Source organism: Providencia sp. AGC89 (genome assembly GCF_053543535.1).
The window spans coordinates 42,506-61,028 of sequence record NZ_JBIXLP010000004.1; the positions used below are offsets into that span (position 1 = coordinate 42,506).

The following is an 18,523-nucleotide window of genomic DNA, read 5'->3' on the forward strand; positions in this document are numbered from 1 at the left end:
AAATAAAAGTCCTTTTTATGGTTTCAATGCAAAAATCTTACTGTAATTTTTAGGGTTTAAACGTAAATAAAGCAACAATGTCACTAATACAAATGCAATATGCATTGCCCACACCCATGTAAAATTATGGCTGACTTGATGTAACCAAGCTGCACATAGCGGGCCAAATGCGGCAATAATAAAGCCCCCCGCTTGCATTAAAGACGTAAGAGCCCCAGCACTAACAGGGTGCGATATATGGTCTAATGCAGTGATAATACTCAGTGCAAAACACCCACCAAGCCCTAGGCCAAGCAAAGCAACCCATAACAACGGGAAAGCATTCGCGAATAACATTAACCCTAAAAATCCAATTGCTTGGCTACTAAGCGTTACCATTAGCCAAAATCGCCGATCAATATTATGTGAAGCCAGTACAGGGATCATCAATGCAGATAACACTTGAAACACCGTTAATATGGCAACAAAAGAACCGCTTTGTGCAGCACTGATCCCTTGTTGTTGGAAAAATGGCGCCAACCAAGTCACCACAGTGCCATAGCCTGCGTTGATAAGCCCAAACCCAGCCATTAACAACCAAGCTCTGGGTTTACGTAAAAAGCGCCATAAAGAAACCTGCTCGGCTTTTGGCGTACGAGCCGTACGAATGTTCAGAAAAACAGCAACCAAAGCCAACAGCGCAGGGAATGCAAGCCAAGCTAAAGCCGTTTGCCAATGCCCCGTTGCATTTTCTAATAGTGGCGTTAATTGCGCCCCGATCGCACCACCAGCCATTAAGGTTGCAGAATACAGCCCTGTCATCATCGCCATTTTTTGTGGGAAGTTAGCTTTGATAAGCCCCGGAAATACCGACTGAATGTACGCCGCCCCTACACCACATAAAAAGGCCGTGAACAGTAAAGAGGTGCCATCCTCTACAAAATAGCGCCCTAATGAGCCAACGAGCAGCAATAACATCGCTGCACTAATCCCTAACCGTTCTCCTAACTGTTGATTTAAGATAGGTGCAATTAATGCGCCAATGCCCATCAACAACATAGGTAATAAAGTGAGCAAAGAAATACTTTGATAGCTCATCCCTGTCGTTTGCATAATACTATCAATAACGGGCCCTGGGCCGGTCATGAATGGCCGTAAATTGACCCCCACTAACACAATAGTGAGTATCAAGGCAAAAGAGGATGAGGCTGTTTTACCCATTATTTCTGTTGTTCCGACCATAACTGATACAGTGAAGAACAAGCGTCATTATCAGGTTTCAACTGTTCAAAACGCAAACCGGATTGGTGTTCAGGTTCAACCCGCAAAGCCTTGGCAATCCCTTCTGTTGAAAGCCCAAAGGGCTCTGCATCTTGGTTTGAATAAGCGTACACAACCCGGCTAACCCCTGCCATTCGCATAGCGGCAAGGCACATAGGACAAGGTTGCCCACTGGCATAGACCACACAATCTTCCAGTTTAACGCGGTTCAATATTTTCCCTGCTTGTCGCAAAGCCATCAATTCGGCGTGTGCTGTTGGGTCACTTAATTCAAGCATTTGGTTCACACCAGTCGCCACCACTTGCCCGTCACACACCACGACAGCACCAAATGGGCGACCACCAGCCCGTACATTTTCTGCCGCTAAAGTGATAGCTTGCTGTAAAAATTGCCTATCTGACATTATTTAGCTCCTGATTTTTCAAGAATTTCAATAAGGTTACGATACCCTTTACTTTTTGCCAGCGTCAACGGCGATGCACCCGTACTATCCGCTAAATTGACATCCGCGCCACCGTTAATCAATAGTGTCACAATCTGCGCGTACTTATCACTACCATCACCCAAAATAATAGCTTCAATTAGAGCAGTCCATCCTAGGCGATTAACATGGTTAACATCCACACCAGCGTCAATCAACGTCTTAACTGTCTGCACATGCCCCCGCTCTGCCGCTGGGATCAGCGCCGTACCACCATAACGGTTGGTACTCGTTAAATCAGCCCCATTTTGTAAGGTTAATAACAAAATCTCCTGCAAGCCGCGGGCACCTGCATATAAATAAGGGGAATCTTGCATTGCATCCCGTGCATTCACATTTGCACCTTGTTCAATCAGGTAACGAGCAACTGCAATTTGGTTTTTATGTGTTGCTGCCATCAATGGTGTACGCTGACGCAGATCTCGCTGTTCAATATCAGCCCCCTGTTCGACCAAAGATTGCAACTGATGAAGGTCGCCTTGCTCCGCAAGTGCGACAAGTGGACTCTGTTGTGGGTTTGCCATCCCTTTCACCATAAATATCAAAGAAATAGTCAAAATACCCAGTAAAGAAACCAACCACTTAATAGATAAAAAAGTTATTTTCATGATTTATCTCCTATAAGCCCTTTAATCTACTCAAAAAATATGCTATTTAAAAATTAAATAACTTAATGATAGGTATTAAAAAAATGAATCCACTACTCAACTTTGTATTATTAAAAACCTTTGTAACGGTTGCTGAAACAGGGAATTTTACTGTTGCTTCACAGCACCTAAATTCGACGCAGTCAACATTAAGTCAACAAATACAACGTTTAGAGGCACTTGTGGAGCACCCTTTATTTATACGTGGGCATCGAATACTCACACTCACAGAAACAGGGGAGATCCTACTTAGCTACGCTAAAAATATTTTAGCCCTAAATGATACTTTCTTTATGAAAATAACAGGTAATGCCGTCATCCAAACTATTCGGCTAGGTTTCCCTGAAGATTTAGCATCAGGGCAAGTCACTCCCACTTTAGCTGCTTTTATGCAGGCAAACCCGAATGTGCGCTTAGAAGTCACTAGTGGATTAAGCCGCCAATTACACCAACGTTACCAACATGGTGAACTGGATTTGATCATTGTTAAGCAAAAAAAAGGCGAGTTTAAAAGCGACTATCACTGGCCAGAGCCTTTATGTTGGTTAACCAGCAGCCAAGCAAAACGGTTAAATATTGACTCCGTGCCACTGGTGGTTTTCCCTGAAAATGGCCTATACCGCAATGATATGTTTAAATTATTGGATAGTGAACAACGCCCTTGGCACATTACCTATACCTGTTCCAGCCTTGCTGGTATCCAGAGCGCTATTGCTGATGGGTTAGGCGTTAGTTTATTACCTCTACGTGCGAAACTCCCGCAACATCGGGTTTTAACAGAAGAAGAAGGTTTTCCTGTTGCTCAAGAAATGGAAATCGCCATGCATTTTCACACTAATACCTCCGATATAATTAATCAATTAGCCGAAAAACTGGCTCAACAATTAGGGGAGCGCTAGCTATGGAAGCATTATTTAATAAATTAATTGATGTAGAAAAAAAGCTACATCTTTCAGCTAACCGGCAGAATATTAATTTCCTTCGTGAGGTGCTACATGAGGATTTTTTTGAATTTGGACGCTCAGGGGGGACGACAAATAAGACCAATACTTTATCCGTACTTGTTGATGAACAGCCTAAAACAATTTATTCAGAAGATTATCATTGCACGTTATTGAGTAATAATACGCTGCTAATGACCTATACCAGTTTTGAGCGACAACAAAATATTAAAATAAAGTTAACTCATCGCTCATCTATTTGGCTGAAAAACTCAAAAAACCAATGGCAATTAAGGTTTCATCAAGGGACGCCGACGGGCGGTCAATAAAGTGGGAAAATATCTCCCACTTTATGATGAGTACGATATTAGTTCGTTGAGTTATTTCTTATCAAAATACCCTGCTCGAATCGATGCGCCAATTAAATTCACGACAAAACGCCCCGCTGTCACCCCTGTTAATTTCGAGGGTATATCCTTAGCTGGGGTGATTTCGACGATATCCATCCCCACAACTCGGCCTTTTTTCACTAAGCCGTGAATTAAGCTACGCGCTTGTAAGTAAGTCACCCCGCCCGGTGCAGGGCCATCAACCCCCGGCATAATGCTTGGGTCGATACCATCAGCATCAATACTGATATAGTAATTTGAGTTATCTGGAATACGGTCTAAAATTGCCTGCATCCCCACTTCATGCAATTCGTAGGCAGGAATAACATGGGCTCCATGGTCTTTGGCAGCTTGGTAATCTGCGGGACGACCACTTCCTTGAGCACGCAAACCAATTTGGAATATTTCACCAATATGTTTCATTTCAGATGCGCGACGAATAGGGCTCGACAGGCCAGTATCTACCCCATTAACTTCTTCGCGCCAATCTAAATGAGCATCAATATGAACCAAAGTAACAGGGCCTACCTCGTCAAAACCTTGCAAAATAGGCGTGGTAATTCCATGGTCTCCACCTAAAACAATCGGTAGTGCATTTGCTCTTAATAATTGCCGAATAGCTTGTGCTGCTCGTTGGTGATGCTCTCCCAATGGTTTTGATAAGTCAGGGATGACATCACCGCAGTCGACAAATTTGATGTCTTCCCGCCCTTGTAATAATGGTCCGTCAATATCAAAATCATAATGATCTGGGTGTCTCACAATCCTATCACTCATATCACGTAGATATTGTGGAGCCCTCGACTGATCATTGGTAAAAGCATGGGCACTGTAAGCTGAGCTAAATGGCATCCCTAGTATGGCAATATCCGCTTCAATATTGGTCAAGTCAGTCACAAGCTCTGAATATAAAAATGTTTTATGACCAACATGAGGAGGTGTCGTTAATTTTTTCATATAACATAATCCTTATTAAATTTATTTTTATTTCTTAATTAGCTGCCAAATGTATTGGCTAAAAAGACAAATAATGGAACTCCGACAATATCTGTTAATACCGTTCCGGCAATAGGGATAATGATGAAGGCTTTTCGCGAAAACAGCCCATATTTATTACAAATTGCATCCATTACGACTAACCCATTTGGTGTCGCACCTAACCCATGACCAATAAACCCTGCAGACATGACAGCAGCATCATAATTTCGCCCTAATGCACGATAAACAATAAATATAGCAACGAGCACTGTTGCAATAACCTGAGTGATTAATATTATGGTTAATGGCAATGCTAATTCGTAAAGTTCCCAAAGCTTTAATTTCATCATCGCCATAACTAAAAACATTTCTAACGATATTGTTGAAATTAATACCACTGTACTACGCGATATTTTGATAATTGGTTTTCTTTCATTAAATGAATGGAAAATAACACCAACAAATAAACTAAAAATATGTCCTGGAATAGTAAACCCTGTAGCTTCACTGATCCATTTAGCTGTTGGCATACCAATAGCAAGTATTGATAAAATAACGGCCCCTGTGACGATACACTGCTGAGGCGTGACCTTATCTTCCTTACTTTCCTTTTCAGTTAAGTCATCCAAATCAATATGATCGGTTTCAATTTTTAAGTTATTTCTTTTTATCAACCAGTTTCCTACTGGCCCACCTAATATTGAGCCGGCGATCAGCCCAAATGTTGAAGCGGCGAGTCCGACATTCAGTGCTTGGTCGTAGCCAAAAGATTCGATAAGAGGAGCCAAAGAAGCCGCCATACCGTGGCCACCTTGCATGGAGGCTTGACCCGCCATCATCGCAATTAATGGTTCGATATCTAAAACATAAGATAAGCCAAGGCTAACACCATTTTGGGCGAACGCTAGCCCCCAACAAATAACCATATACAATAATAATATCTTACCGCCACTAACAAGTAATTTAACCCCCGTCATCAAACCGATAGTGACGAAAAACACATACATAGATAAATCATATAATGTATTATCAAAACTTAGTTCTACAATATTAAATTGGTATGCTAACCACATAATGACGGAAAATATAAACCCGCCAATAACAGGGCTAGGAATCGAATACTTCATAAAAAATGGAAACTTTTTTATAATTACATTGCTCGCAATTAATAATAAGGCCCCTAATGCTGTAAATGTAATCATATCCAGTTTTATTGTTAACATTTCATCTGTGACCATAAATTAGAATCCTTTTGTATTTATATATATTTGGATTAATTATTATTTTGTGGCGCCACTTTGGTAATAATTTATTAACAACTACAACTTTAAGATATACATATCTGCTAAGAATAAAAGTGATATTTTTGATCCTATGGTTTCATAAAATGAAACCTTTTCTGAAATAAAAAATAATTTTAAAAATTAAAATAAAAACATATCAATTATGTTATTTGTGTCTCAATAGAAAGTAAGTTAAATTAACAATTAGTGATTGATTTCACGTAATAGGTATAAATATGCATAATAAAAAATTAACTGAAAAAGATTTAAAATCATTGCGGGTTTTTATTTCCGTTGCTGAGGCGGGGGGCTTTTCTATCGCAGAGAAAAAACTCAGTATGTCTAAAGCCTCAATAAGCCGTCATATCCGTGAAATTGAAGATAAATTGGGAGTACAGCTCTGTGAAAGGGGCCCTGCAGGCTTTAAACTCACAGAATCGGGTTTGTTAGTGATTGAAAAAGCTAACATGGCCTTGACAGCTTTGGATAATATTAAGACAGAAGTAGATGAGTTACATGGAATTTTATCTGGGACACTTGTGATTGGTGTTATTGAACATATCTTGATTGACCCACTTTGCCACCTTTCATCCACCATTTCTCAATTCACCCAAGCGGCTCCCAACGTTAAATTAGAGCTGATTATACTCAACCATAACCAATTAAACCGAGCACTTAGTGATAGAACTATTCATATTGGTATTAGGGGGCAATATCATGAAAATAGCCGTTTTAATTACCAATTTTTATTTATTGAAAAACATAAGCTGTATATTTCGGCTAAAAGCGCTCCAAATAAGCACAATCTAGCATTAGTCTACCGCCCTCACCCATTCACAGAAAGTATTCTAGCTTCAGGTGAATTTAATAAAGGCCCTGAAGCTGCGGGGCTTGAAGCTGTCGCAACCTTTATTGCATCAGGTCACTATGTCGGAATATTGCCTGAAAATTACGCATCTCAAATTAATTTTCGCCATTCCCTTATAGAAGTGGAACACTCTCCCGTTTTTCATAACCGAATTTGTGCTATCACTGAAGCCAGCAAACCCCTCACACAAAGTGAGTCATTATTTTTAAAATTACTCTCACATTCAGGTGAACAACTTGATTAAACAAATAAAAAACCCCCAATAAGTCACCTTACCGGGGGTTTATTAAAAATTAAATCAGTATCAATTATAGAACATCAATACAGTTTAATTCTTTAAATGCCTGCTCTAAACGAACAACCATTGAATCTTGTGCTTTACGCAGCCATACACGTGGGTCATAGTATTTTTTGTTAGGTTTATCAGCACCCTCAGGGTTACCTAACTGACCTTGTAAATAGCCTTCGTTCTTTTTGTAGTACTGTAAGATACCATCCCAAGTAGCCCATTGGGTATCAGTATCGATGTTCATTTTGATCACACCGTAGCCTACAGCTTCTTTGATTTCTTCAGCGCTTGAACCTGAACCGCCATGGAATACGAAATCTAAACTGTTGTGTGGCAGGTTATATTTCTCAGAAACATAGTCTTGTGAATTACGCAGAATTTTTGGCGTTAACTGTACGTTACCTGGTTTATAAACACCATGGACGTTACCAAATGAAGCCGCAATAGTGAAACGAGGGCTAATTGCGCTCAGTTTCTCATAGGCGTATGCAACATCTTCTGGTTGAGTATACAGTTCTGAGCTATCCATACCAGTGTTATCAACACCGTCTTCTTCACCGCCAGTACAGCCTAATTCGATTTCCAGAGTCATATCGATTTTAGCCATACGCGCTAAGTATTTAGAACAGATTTCAATGTTTTCTTCTAAAGATTCTTCTGATAAGTCAATCATATGGGAAGAAAACAGTGGTTTACCTGTTTTCGCATAGTGTTTTTCACCTGCATCCAGTAAACCATCAATCCATGGCAGTAATTTACGTGCGCAGTGGTCAGTATGCAGAATAACTGGAACACCGTAATGTTCTGCCATTTGATGTACGTGATAAGCACCTGAGATTGCACCTAAAATTGCTGCTTGTTGCCCTTCTGCTTTCAGGCCTTTACCTGCGATAAATGCAGCACCACCATTTGAAAACTGAACGATAACTGGTGCACGTACTTTTGCTGCTGCTTCAAGTACCGCATTAATTGAATCAGTACCAACACAGTTCACTGCTGGCAATGCAAAGTTATTTTCTTTGGCAACTGCGAAAACTTTCTGTACATCATCACCCGTGATAACACCCGGTTTAACAAAATCAAAAATTTTAGACATGTGAAAAGGTCCTGTGGTGAACAGGCAGCCTACGCTGCCTGTTGTGTATGAAAAAATTAATTACGATTTAGCTCGTTCTTCTAGCATCACAACGGCAGGGAGTTTCTTACCTTCAACGAACTCAAGGAAAGCACCACCGCCCGTAGAGATATATGAAATTTTGTCAGCGATACCGAATAAATCGATAGCTGCTAAGGTGTCACCACCTCCTGCGATAGAGAATGCGTCGCTATCTGCGATTGCTCTCGCCACAATTTCAGTTCCTTTGCGGAAATTAGGGAACTCAAACACGCCAACAGGGCCATTCCATAAAATGGTTTTTGCATTTTTGAGGATTTCGGCCAAACGCTCTGCTGACTTATCACCTAAATCCAGAATTTGCTCGTCATCTTTAATTTCAGTGCTTGATTTTAATGTTGCTTCTGCGGTTTCTGAAAACTCGGTTGCAACACGGACATCAGTCGGCACTGGAATTTGGCAGTTAGCCAGTAGTTTTTTCGCCTCTGGGATTAAATCATCTTCATACAAAGAGCGACCAACATTGTTCCCTTCAGCTGCGATGAAGGTATTTGCAATCCCCCCACCTACAATCAGTTGGTCAGCAATTTTAGACAGAGAATCTAATACTGTCAGTTTAGTGGATACTTTAGAGCCACCCACAATCGCCACCATTGGACGTGCAGGGTTATCCAACGCTTTACCCAGCGCTTCCAGTTCATTGCTTAACAGTGGACCCGCACAAGCAACTGGAGAGAATTTTGCAACGCCATGAGTTGACGCTTGCGCACGGTGAGCCGTACCAAATGCATCCATGACATATACATCACATAGTGCTGCATATTGTTTTGATAGCGTTTCATCGTCTTTTTTCTCGCCTTTATTAAAGCGAACGTTTTCCAGAACAACTAATTCGCCATCTGCGATTTCGACGCCGTTTAAGTAGTCTTTAACTAAACGAACAGGGTAATCAATTTTGTCGGCCAGATAGTCAACAACAGGTTGCAGTGAAAACTCTTCGTTGTACTCGCCTTCGGTCGGGCGACCAAGGTGAGAAGTGACCATGACTTTAGCGCCTTGTTTAAGAGCAGCTTCAATGGTTGGTAATGAAGCACGAATACGTGCATCAGAAGTAACTTTGCCATCTTTTACAGGGACGTTTAAGTCAGAACGGATGAAAACACGTTTACCCGCTAAGTCTAAATCGGTCATCTTAATTACAGACATGGTGAATCCTCTTGTTGATTCTCTATAAAGTTGCTATTAACTACTGCGCGGAAGCTATCTAGGATAGTGTCCGTTGTCTGTCAGTAGCCAATTAGTTTAAACCTGTTCGCCGAAACCGACGGCTGCCATCGCTAGTGTAGTATCTAGCATCCGGTTAGCAAACCCCCATTCGTTATCACACCAAACCAGGGTTTTAATTAAATGTTTTCCGCTAACTCGCGTTTGCGTACCATCAATGATAGCACTGTGCGGGTCATGATTAAAATCCATCGACACGAGCGGTAATTCTGTGTAGTCCACTATACCACGAAAATGCCCTTGTGCAGCGCTTCGCAATAGTTGGTTCACTTTTTCGATGCAAACATCGTCATGTACGGTAACACTCAAATCAATCGCTGTCACATTGGTCGTGGGTACACGGACGGAAATCGCTTCAAAGTGATCTTTAAATTTAGGGAAAATACGGGTAATCCCCGCAGCTAATTTGGTGTCAACTGGAATAATCGACTGGCTTGCCGCACGTGTTCTGCGTAAATCTTTATGATAAGCATCGATAACGGGTTGGTCATTCATGGAGGCGTGGATAGTGGTCACAGTGCCCGATTCAATGCCAAAGCTGTCATCCAGTAATTTGATAATCGGGATAATGCAATTTGTCGTACAAGACGCGTTAGAAACAATGTTATCGCTTGCCGTTAAGCTTTCATGATTAACCCCATACACGATCGTGGCATCAAGGTCATCCGTACCGGGGTGTGAAAATAATACTTTTTTTGCCCCTGCGGTTAAATGTTGCAAGCCATCATCTCGCGAGCCATAAACCCCACTACAATCAAGAACGATATCAATGCCTAATTCTTTCCAAGGTAGCTCACCAATATCGGCTTGGTGAAATAAGCGAATGTTGTCATCACCAACCTGTAAAAGTTCACCGCTAAGCCTTACATCCCACGCAAACCGCCCATGACTAGAGTCATACTTTAGCAAGTGCGCAACCCCTTCCGGTTCAGCGAGTTCATTAATTGCGATAACTTGAACTTCGGCTCGGCGGCTAGTTTCATATAACGCCCGTAATACACTGCGACCGATTCGGCCAAAGCCATTAATTGCTACCCTGATAGCCATTGCGTACCTTGTATATAAGCAAAATCATACGGTTGCTAAAGACTGCTGACGCATGTGAGTTTATTTTCAACTTACCCCGTAAACAGACTTTAGTCATGATATTTAAACCTGTGATTTGAAGTCATTAGCTGCTAACTATTTAGTATAAAACATAAGCACTTACTACATTCAAACCTGAAGTGAGTCACTAAAATAACCAGAGAACTTCAGCAGGCCATAAGGATAACTGACTCACATTAACTCTACTGCTCATTTTAACAGTCAAACATCAAAAATGTGCTACAACCGACATTTTTTGAAAAAATTTTCATTCTACGCTACTCAACTGAAACGCTTCAGCTTATCTAGAGTTAGATTAAGGGATATATTTACAGAACGCAATAGAAAAGCAGATATTCATGCACAAAAAAACAACGCCCAACTCATCGTCAGGCGTTGTTAAGTCACATAACCGGAATTAGCCGTAAACCCCTGCTAATTCCTTAACATTTTTATTTCAATAAAGACTTAGCCGCTTCAACCGCTTTTTCTACGGTAATGCCAAACTCTTTGAATAGCTCTTCAGCCGGTGCAGACTCACCAAAAGAATGCATACCGATGATGGCGCCATTTAAGCCTGTATATTTGAACCAGTAATCGGCAATACCAGCTTCAATAGCAACACGTGCGCTAACATTTGCAGGTAATACCGCTTCACGGTAAGCCGCATCTTGTTTATCGAATGCATCGGTAGAAGGCATGGATACAACACGAACTTTACGGCCTTCTGCTGACAGTTGTTCTGCCGCTTTAACCGCTAATTCCACTTCAGAACCTGTCGCAATAAAGATTAGCTCAGGAGTGCCCGCGCAATCTTTCAGGATGTAAGCACCTTTCTCGATATTCGCTAGTTGCTCAGCAGTACGTGGCTGTTGCTCTAAATTCTGACGAGAGAAAATCAGTGCGCTTGGGCCATCTTTACGCTCAATGGCATATTTCCATGCAACCGCAGATTCAACTTGGTCACAAGGACGCCATGTGCTGAGGTTTGGAGTAACGCGCAGGCTAGCTAACTGTTCAACTGGTTGGTGAGTTGGACCGTCTTCCCCCAGACCAATAGAATCATGTGTATAAACGAAGATGCTGCGAATTTTCATTAACGCGGCCATACGAACAGCATTACGTGCGTATTCAACAAACATCAGGAATGTTGCACCGTAAGGGATGAAACCACCATGTAATGCAATACCATTCATGATAGCTGACATACCAAATTCGCGTACACCGTAATGAATGTAGTTACCTGCAAGGTCAACATTCAATGCTTTCGAACCTGACCACATGGTCAAGTTACTTGGCGCTAAGTCCGCAGACCCACCCATAAATTCAGGTAATACTTTACCAAACGCTTCTAAAGCATTTTGTGATGCTTTACGGCTTGCAATGTTCGCTGGGTTTTGTTGTAGGTTTTCAACAAACTGTTTCGCTTCAACATCAAAGTTTGCTGGTAATTCACCGTTCATACGACGAGTAAACTCAGCCGCTAACTCAGGGAACTGAGCGGTATACGCTGCGAATTTTTTATCCCATGCGCTTTGTTTTTCTTTACCTGCAACACGCGCGTCCCAAGCTTCATAAATATCTTTAGGGATTTCGAATGGGCCGTAGTTCCAACCTAATGCTTCACGTGTTGCTGCAATTTCTGCATCACCCAAAGGTGCACCATGGACAGACTCAGAACCCGCTTTATTTGGCGAACCAAAACCAATAATGGTTTTGCACATAATCAGCGTTGGTTTGTCTGTTTGGTTTTTCGCTTCATTAACAGCCGCATTGATTTGCGCTGCATCGTGACCATCAATATCACGGATCACATGCCAGCCATAAGATTCGAAACGTGCTGCTGTATCATCAGTAAACCAACCTTCAACTTCACCATCAATCGAGATGCCGTTGTCGTCATAAAAAGCGATCAGTTTATTTAATTTGAGAGTACCCGCTAAAGAACAGGCTTCATGAGAGATACCTTCCATCATACAGCCATCACCCATGAAAACATAAGTATGGTGATCAACAATATCATGGCTAGGACGGTTGAATTGCGCTGCTAATGTGCGCTCTGCGATAGCAAAACCGACTGCATTTGCAATGCCTTGCCCTAAAGGACCTGTCGTAGTTTCAACACCTGGAGTATAACCATATTCAGGGTGACCCGGTGTTTTTGAATGTAATTGGCGGAAGTTTTTTAACTCTTCAATAGGTAAATCATAACCTGCAAGATGCAACAAGCTATAAATTAACATAGAGCCATGACCATTGGATAATACAAAGCGGTCACGGTTCGCCCAGTGTGGGTCTGCTGGGTTATGATTCATATGGTCACGCCACAGCACTTCAGCAATATCAGCCATGCCCATTGGCGCGCCAGGATGCCCTGATTTTGCTTTTTGAACCGCATCCATACTTAGAAAGCGGATAGCATTAGCAAGGGTTTTACGAGTCGTCATCAGTATACTCCAGGTAGGATAAAAACGTACTTAAACCAATTTTTACAACGCGATATAAATACTTCTACTTCTATTAACACCTACACACCAACCATTCAGTTTATCAATGCATAACAACTTTTTCAGTCTTTTAACTGATACCATTAGCCACAAGAGCTTACACATGACAACTTGAATATTATGAGCAGAGTGATTGAAAGTAACGTAATTCCATTCATACCGCAATATTTGCTATGTTCATGGCAGCAGATCGAAAAAAATTAAACTGCTGCAAAGCTGAATCCATTCCATTGCGCAAAATATCCCTTAGGGCTTACATTTTTGCGCAATTGACTAGTCTTATTAAACCTGAGTTCACGGTCTGGGATCAAGGTGATTTATCCATCTTAAGCATTTAGCTGCCACAATAGTGATAATAGGCAAAGTTTTAGGCAAAAAAAGTATGAAAAACTACCGACTGCTTCCGAGTGTAAACCTAAGCAAGGTTGGCTCCAAAAGGGGTTATATTTCAAATCATAAGAAAAAAGCCAGAGACTGGCTAATCTCTGGCTTATCATTGACCCATACTGAAAAATAGCCCGCTTGATGAGTGGCTTTCTTACTCTACTTAGCCCCTTCGCAGTTACCAATTGAATAATATTTATTAAAAATAACGATATACTTACGGCTTTTCTTTTTCATACTACTATCATGAAACTCTTGCTGAGGTAGTAGATACAGCATTAATGGCACCTCATTTTCATCAACCTCACAGCTTTGATGAATCAATACACGAAAATAAGTATTTCCTGTATTTTTCAATACGCCACTATCACTATTTATTTCATATTTAAAATCAATATTTTTAGGCCTTACCACAAAGTAAGTTTCCAAACTGACTGTTGGATAAAATAAAGATTGTCGGTTTTGCCTGCTATCACTTTGAACATCAAGAGCTGTTTCACTAATCACAATCTTATAGTAACGTTCTTTATTATCTTCTTGACCACGATAAAAAATTTTAAAATATTCCTGTTCTCCTGGTAGTAGGACTTTTTTCAATGGAGTGAAAATAATTTCCCCATCCTTAATCGCGTTTCCTTGTTCTTTTTCGTTTGGTTTATCAATTTGATAAGCACTAAAAGTATATAAATTTACCTTTTTCGTATCATTAACATACGGCTTTGAAAAAAAACTATTATTAGGTTCTAATGAAGAAATATCCGAACTCAAATAAAGCGCATATGCCTTTCCAAAAAATAAAAGCAATAGTAACAACAAGCTACTGAATAATTGTTTTCTACGTACTTTCATTATTATATTAGCAGACAGGAGCATCGACTTAATATTACAAATGTACATCTGGTCCCGTCCAAGTCGCTTTTACAGCCACAGTTCCACTTGCCGATACCGTTCCTAGCCAATCAATACCATCTAACGTAAACAAAGAGTTTGAATCATTCATTGGGAACCGTAAATCTAAGTTGGTACGATAAAAAGAGCCTAAATCTTGATTGGGAATATCCCATGGAGTTTCCGTCCATAATGCATTATCCATAGAGACTTCCGTGCCATCGCAACTTGAACGATAAGACCCCTCAACTCCCGATGCGTTCTTAAACGAAAGGTAAGCTGGAAAAGGGACATGGAACTTATCATCATCCGAACTAAATAAGCAGTAAGCTTGCCCACTCACATTAACCGTAGGCCCCTCTACTCTAGCGGTAATTGAGTCGGCCTGCCTTGGACCACTTGTTGTTACAATATAATTAAACTCAATTGCAGGTTCATTGGCTCCAACTTTACCTGTTTTTGACGGATTTGGAATAAAATCAGAAGGAACAATACTGATACTATAGTCACGAGGCTTAATCACTAACTGATTTGAGGGGGTAAATTCATAATATCCCGATTGTGGCGCTGCAGCTGGGTTAGTAAATGAAAAAGTAAAGAAATCCTGGCTATTAGTAAAATCGACGTTGTTCGTAATTAACTGCTTAAAAAACGTATTAGAAAAAAAGATAGATACGGAATCATTCGAAGTTTTGAAATAAGTGTTTGCTGCGTAAGTAGAATTATAATTCCACCAAATATTTGACCCGTCATCAGGACCTATTTTTATTGATGCGCTCGCAGGCGTAAATGGAATTAACGTTGAGTTAACTTTTAAACTCAATAAGATATTTGCAAAAATATCCCCTGATGTCTCATGCTTAACAACTTGGCATATCAAGCCATTCACATTAGCAACAATGCCAATCCGGCAAAATTGAGCCCCTGGCCCCAAACTTGGATTACCATTGCTATCAATATAAACCTCTTGCATCGCACCTGTTGAGCTCAACTTTATATGCCCTGCCTTCGTCATCGTAAATTCATGAGAAGCAATAATATTTCCACCGACTCCTTGGCAAGTCTCACCCTTAGAAGGGTCATAATCAATATTTGTCATACAGGCACGATAACTATATGTCTCAACCGCACCAACAGGGAGTTTCTGAAAATATTGGTAAGTCGACTCACTAAATATACCTCGAGCATAAATGCCTTCACCTAAGGTGTCAGATTGCACTATCTTATATGCACCGTTTTTTCCAATATATTGAGCTGGCCAATAACCACTATCACGATGACAGTAATTACGCATACAGCGGTTACCAATAAACGGGCTGTCGATGGGGGAGTTTTCAAACCAAATATCTACATTTTGGTTTGCTCTAATGGCAGTATTGGTATACCCCATATAACCTAAGCTCTCCTGTGATTTTGCTGAATAACGGGAAAACTTATTCGCCCCTGTAAATCGTGGGTCTAATGATCTGGGAGTAACAAAGTATTCATCATCTATCCCATTTTCAATAAAAACATAGGAATTACTAAGGGCTATCGCTATGACAGAGGAACTATAAAAGCCACTAAGCAATGCTAACACCGGAAGTAATGTATACATTATTTTATTTATCATAAAATTCTCATTGTCTTAATGCGACGGTTTTCTGTGGATCACAGGTTACATCACCTAACCATAACGCCCCTCTGGCTCCCTCTAAATTCAAATCAGCTTCACAAATTGTTTGCTCATCTTCTTGTAAAAGAGAAATAACGGGGTAACGAATATCGACATCCATTGAAAATTCGCCATTATGATCCGTTTTTGTTCGGCCAATATGATTGCGGATTGATGCATATTTTATAAACTCACCATCAGGGGATTTAAGGCGACCAAATACCGTGACTAATTGCCTGACCTCTGGTTTATAAAAAGCGATATTTCCAGGGTATAAAGTGACAGATTTATTTCGTCCAGAGACAATATCAAAACTATCTTTAGACTTAGCGTCATTCATTAATTGAATGTCATAATCAGAATAAGGTGATAATGGGATAAATGTGTTCGTACCACTAATTGGATAACTTTGCCCATTAACACGAGCTGTCATACTCCCCGCGCCATGTATATCCGAATGGATAATAACACCCGACTTCCCTTGTTGACCGCTCGGCATAACTGTTCCATTGCTATATGCAACAGCACCTCTTGAGGTAAAATTACCATTTATTCTATCGCTGTCAGGTCGGTTAATAGTCACCATGCCCGAGTTATATTTAGTTTCATAAGAGGCATAACCCATGGTTGAGAAATCAGACTCCCCATTATTTTTATCTCTAACCAACTTAGAAACTGAGCCGCCTATATTCGTAATTGCCGAATTTTCAAAATTTTTATTAGCATAAATATTTGCTTTCATGTTGCCATTACTTGATGAAAGCCCAGTGCTTAACCATGTTGATAAAGGTAATGAAAAATCAAGGCTAATAAATTTTTCATTCATACTTTTTTGGTCATCATAGTGGTAACGCTGTACGCCTGTTCTTAAACCAACCGTACCATAGCGGCCTGAAAATAGCGTATTTGCATACTCATAGTTGATAGAATCACCGCCAATACGTTTATCTGTTGTACGACTAATGGTAAATGACCCTGCTCGCTCAAAGACTTTATCAATATTTAATGTTGCACCGTAAGAGTAACTATTTGAGTCATAGATAGGTAATTCGCCTTTTACTACCGCTTTTTCTTTTGATGCCCAAATAGAACCGTAACCATCAGGAATACTTGACGATAGGGTAGCAATATTTCGATGACTACCATGATTCTCAAACATCCCCTGCCAAGACAATGAGATATACTGATTTAAAGAAAGGTTAATGCTACTTTCATTAATCAAAAAATCATCATAGCCGTAATTAGACATCTGAATGTTAACCCCAGATAAGACAGGGAAACTTTTTGCTGCAGAAACCCCGAATAAATAACTTTGCTTGAGCGGCTCACGTTGAGTGTACTTCCCTCTCACATAACGCTTCTTATCAAAATCAACATATCCCCCGTAAATCTCCCAGTTGAGTTTGTCAAAATTGACACCTCTTCCCCCAAAAGATTTATTAATAGTTTGATGTTGAGTTGTCACAATCTTGCCATCCACAACCGTTTCAATAGTAACGTCATAGATACCAAATGGTAGAATACTGGTGTCTACTTCAAAGCTTCCCATTGGGAAATTTTGAATGTTTAATAATTTTCCATCGCGATATATACGTACTTCACCAGGGCTATTCAAAAAGACGTAAATAGGGGTTAACGAATATTTAGAATTGACCACGACACTCGAAGCATTATTACCAACTGAAACTGCATAAATTTTGCTGCTATTTAACGTTGTTAAACTAGCGATAGACTGTAAGTTCCATGTACTCATTAACCCAAGAGCGAAGCGTAACCCATTAAAATCACGCTCATACATTGCTCGATAGAGCTCAGTATTAGAGTTTGACTTTCCAATACTGTACGCCGAACCATTAATATTGATATGATGCTCTGCGATCGCAAATAGGGTATCTAAATTAAAATAACTACTAGATGAATTTTTACCTTTTTTTACCTGACTCTGAAAAACACCTAAGTCATAATTAACAACGGTAGAAAAAGCATCAACAGACGAATCTCCAAGAGAAAATTGGCGTATTTTTTCCTGAGGAGCAAATGCATCACTATCCACATCTAAAGATAAGTTAAATGAGGATACATCAAGTTGTAACCATGCATTTTTATCAACTTCAATATTATTTGACTCATTGAAGAATGACTCTTTCTTACTTTCTAATTTTTCAATTAATAATTGGTTTAATTTTGGTCCTTGACTAGCATCAACTAAATGAATGTTCGCAAGCTTAATCTTTCCTTGTTCTACAACTATAATAGCATCTGCTATCTTATCTTCACTTTGATTCTTCTCTATATCGCTATTTAGACGTAAAAATACTGGGACAGACATACCTTCTTCCAACGCAATAACAAAAGCAGGAGGAATAATATACCCTCCAACTTTAATACGCTTTATGTCACTAGCATAAATAGCATTTGAAAAAATAAAGCTTATTATTGATAACGTAATAATACTTTTATGCATAATTA

General features: G+C 40.1%; 15 protein-coding genes. 3 read left to right on the top strand and 12 right to left on the bottom strand.

Features of this window, described 5'->3' with window-relative positions; translation table 11 throughout:
- Positions 1-15 precede the first annotated feature (15 nt).
- From ACIPUA_RS01375 to ACIPUA_RS01385, 3 genes are read right to left on the bottom strand one after another with little or no spacing between them, the layout of a single operon-like run.
- On the bottom strand, positions 16-1,200 hold the full coding sequence (locus ACIPUA_RS01375; protein ID WP_449059213.1) for a cyanate transporter: 1,185 nt from the start codon (positions 1,198-1,200) through the stop codon (positions 16-18).
- The gene (locus tag ACIPUA_RS01380; RefSeq protein ID WP_042846867.1) at positions 1,200-1,664 is read right to left on the bottom strand and encodes a nucleoside deaminase; all 465 of its coding nucleotides are present in this window, start codon (positions 1,662-1,664) and stop codon (positions 1,200-1,202) included. The genes ACIPUA_RS01375 and ACIPUA_RS01380 overlap by 1 nt, the downstream gene beginning before the upstream one ends.
- Entirely contained in the window at positions 1,664-2,350 is a 687-nt protein-coding gene (locus ACIPUA_RS01385) for an ankyrin repeat domain-containing protein (RefSeq protein WP_042846869.1), read from the bottom strand. Before ACIPUA_RS01385 ends, ACIPUA_RS01380 begins: the two co-directional genes overlap by 1 nt.
- Before the next feature lie 83 nt (positions 2,351-2,433).
- Here ACIPUA_RS01385 and ACIPUA_RS01390 point away from each other — a divergent pair, with 83 nt between their 5' ends.
- Both ACIPUA_RS01390 and ACIPUA_RS01395 read left to right on the top strand, forming a co-directional pair.
- Positions 2,434-3,288, top strand: a complete 855-nt coding sequence (locus ACIPUA_RS01390) for a LysR family transcriptional regulator (RefSeq protein ID WP_048608316.1) — start codon at positions 2,434-2,436, stop codon at positions 3,286-3,288.
- 2 nt (positions 3,289-3,290) lie between these two features.
- The gene (locus ACIPUA_RS01395; protein ID WP_071547725.1) at positions 3,291-3,659 is read left to right on the top strand and encodes a nuclear transport factor 2 family protein; all 369 of its coding nucleotides are present in this window, start codon (positions 3,291-3,293) and stop codon (positions 3,657-3,659) included.
- A 51-nt stretch (positions 3,660-3,710) separates the two neighbouring features.
- On the opposite strand, the gene ACIPUA_RS01400 is transcribed toward ACIPUA_RS01395, so the two are convergent.
- Both ACIPUA_RS01400 and ACIPUA_RS01405 read right to left on the bottom strand, forming a co-directional pair.
- Positions 3,711-4,676, bottom strand: coding sequence for an agmatinase (locus ACIPUA_RS01400; protein ID WP_048608319.1), 966 nt, complete (start codon positions 4,674-4,676; stop codon positions 3,711-3,713).
- A 38-nt stretch (positions 4,677-4,714) separates the two neighbouring features.
- Positions 4,715-5,935, bottom strand: a complete 1,221-nt coding sequence (locus tag ACIPUA_RS01405; protein WP_048608321.1) for a sodium/glutamate symporter — start codon at positions 5,933-5,935, stop codon at positions 4,715-4,717.
- A gap of 281 nt (positions 5,936-6,216) precedes the next feature.
- Here ACIPUA_RS01405 and ACIPUA_RS01410 point away from each other — a divergent pair, with 281 nt between their 5' ends.
- Complete coding sequence (locus ACIPUA_RS01410; protein WP_042846876.1) at positions 6,217-7,092, top strand: LysR family transcriptional regulator; 876 nt, start codon at positions 6,217-6,219, stop codon at positions 7,090-7,092.
- A 64-nt stretch (positions 7,093-7,156) separates the two neighbouring features.
- Here the strand turns inward: ACIPUA_RS01410 and fbaA are convergent, their stop codons facing one another.
- From fbaA to ACIPUA_RS01445, 7 genes are all read right to left on the bottom strand, one after another.
- Positions 7,157-8,233: a class II fructose-bisphosphate aldolase gene (gene fbaA / locus ACIPUA_RS01415; protein WP_042846877.1), complete on the bottom strand. Its 1,077-nt coding sequence runs from the start codon at positions 8,231-8,233 to the stop codon at positions 7,157-7,159.
- A gap of 60 nt (positions 8,234-8,293) precedes the next feature.
- Positions 8,294-9,457, bottom strand: a complete 1,164-nt coding sequence (gene pgk, locus ACIPUA_RS01420) for a phosphoglycerate kinase (RefSeq protein ID WP_048608323.1) — start codon at positions 9,455-9,457, stop codon at positions 8,294-8,296.
- A gap of 96 nt (positions 9,458-9,553) precedes the next feature.
- Positions 9,554-10,582 carry an erythrose-4-phosphate dehydrogenase gene (epd, locus tag ACIPUA_RS01425; RefSeq protein WP_449059214.1) on the bottom strand — a complete coding sequence of 343 codons (1,029 nt, stop codon included), beginning with the start codon at positions 10,580-10,582 and terminating at the stop codon, positions 9,554-9,556.
- Positions 10,583-11,073: 491 nt separating this feature from the next.
- Positions 11,074-13,068: a transketolase gene (gene tkt / locus ACIPUA_RS01430; RefSeq protein ID WP_042846880.1), complete on the bottom strand. Its 1,995-nt coding sequence runs from the start codon at positions 13,066-13,068 to the stop codon at positions 11,074-11,076.
- 603 nt (positions 13,069-13,671) lie between these two features.
- A complete protein-coding gene (locus ACIPUA_RS01435) occupies positions 13,672-14,361 on the bottom strand; it encodes a fimbria/pilus periplasmic chaperone (protein ID WP_449059215.1) in 690 nt (229 codons plus the stop codon).
- Positions 14,362-14,395: 34 nt separating this feature from the next.
- Positions 14,396-16,012, bottom strand: coding sequence for a fimbrial protein (locus ACIPUA_RS01440; protein WP_253941475.1), 1,617 nt, complete (start codon positions 16,010-16,012; stop codon positions 14,396-14,398).
- 7 nt (positions 16,013-16,019) lie between these two features.
- Entirely contained in the window at positions 16,020-18,518 is a 2,499-nt protein-coding gene (locus ACIPUA_RS01445) for a TcfC E-set like domain-containing protein (protein WP_449059216.1), read from the bottom strand.
- Between the last annotated feature and the right edge of the window lie 5 nt (positions 18,519-18,523).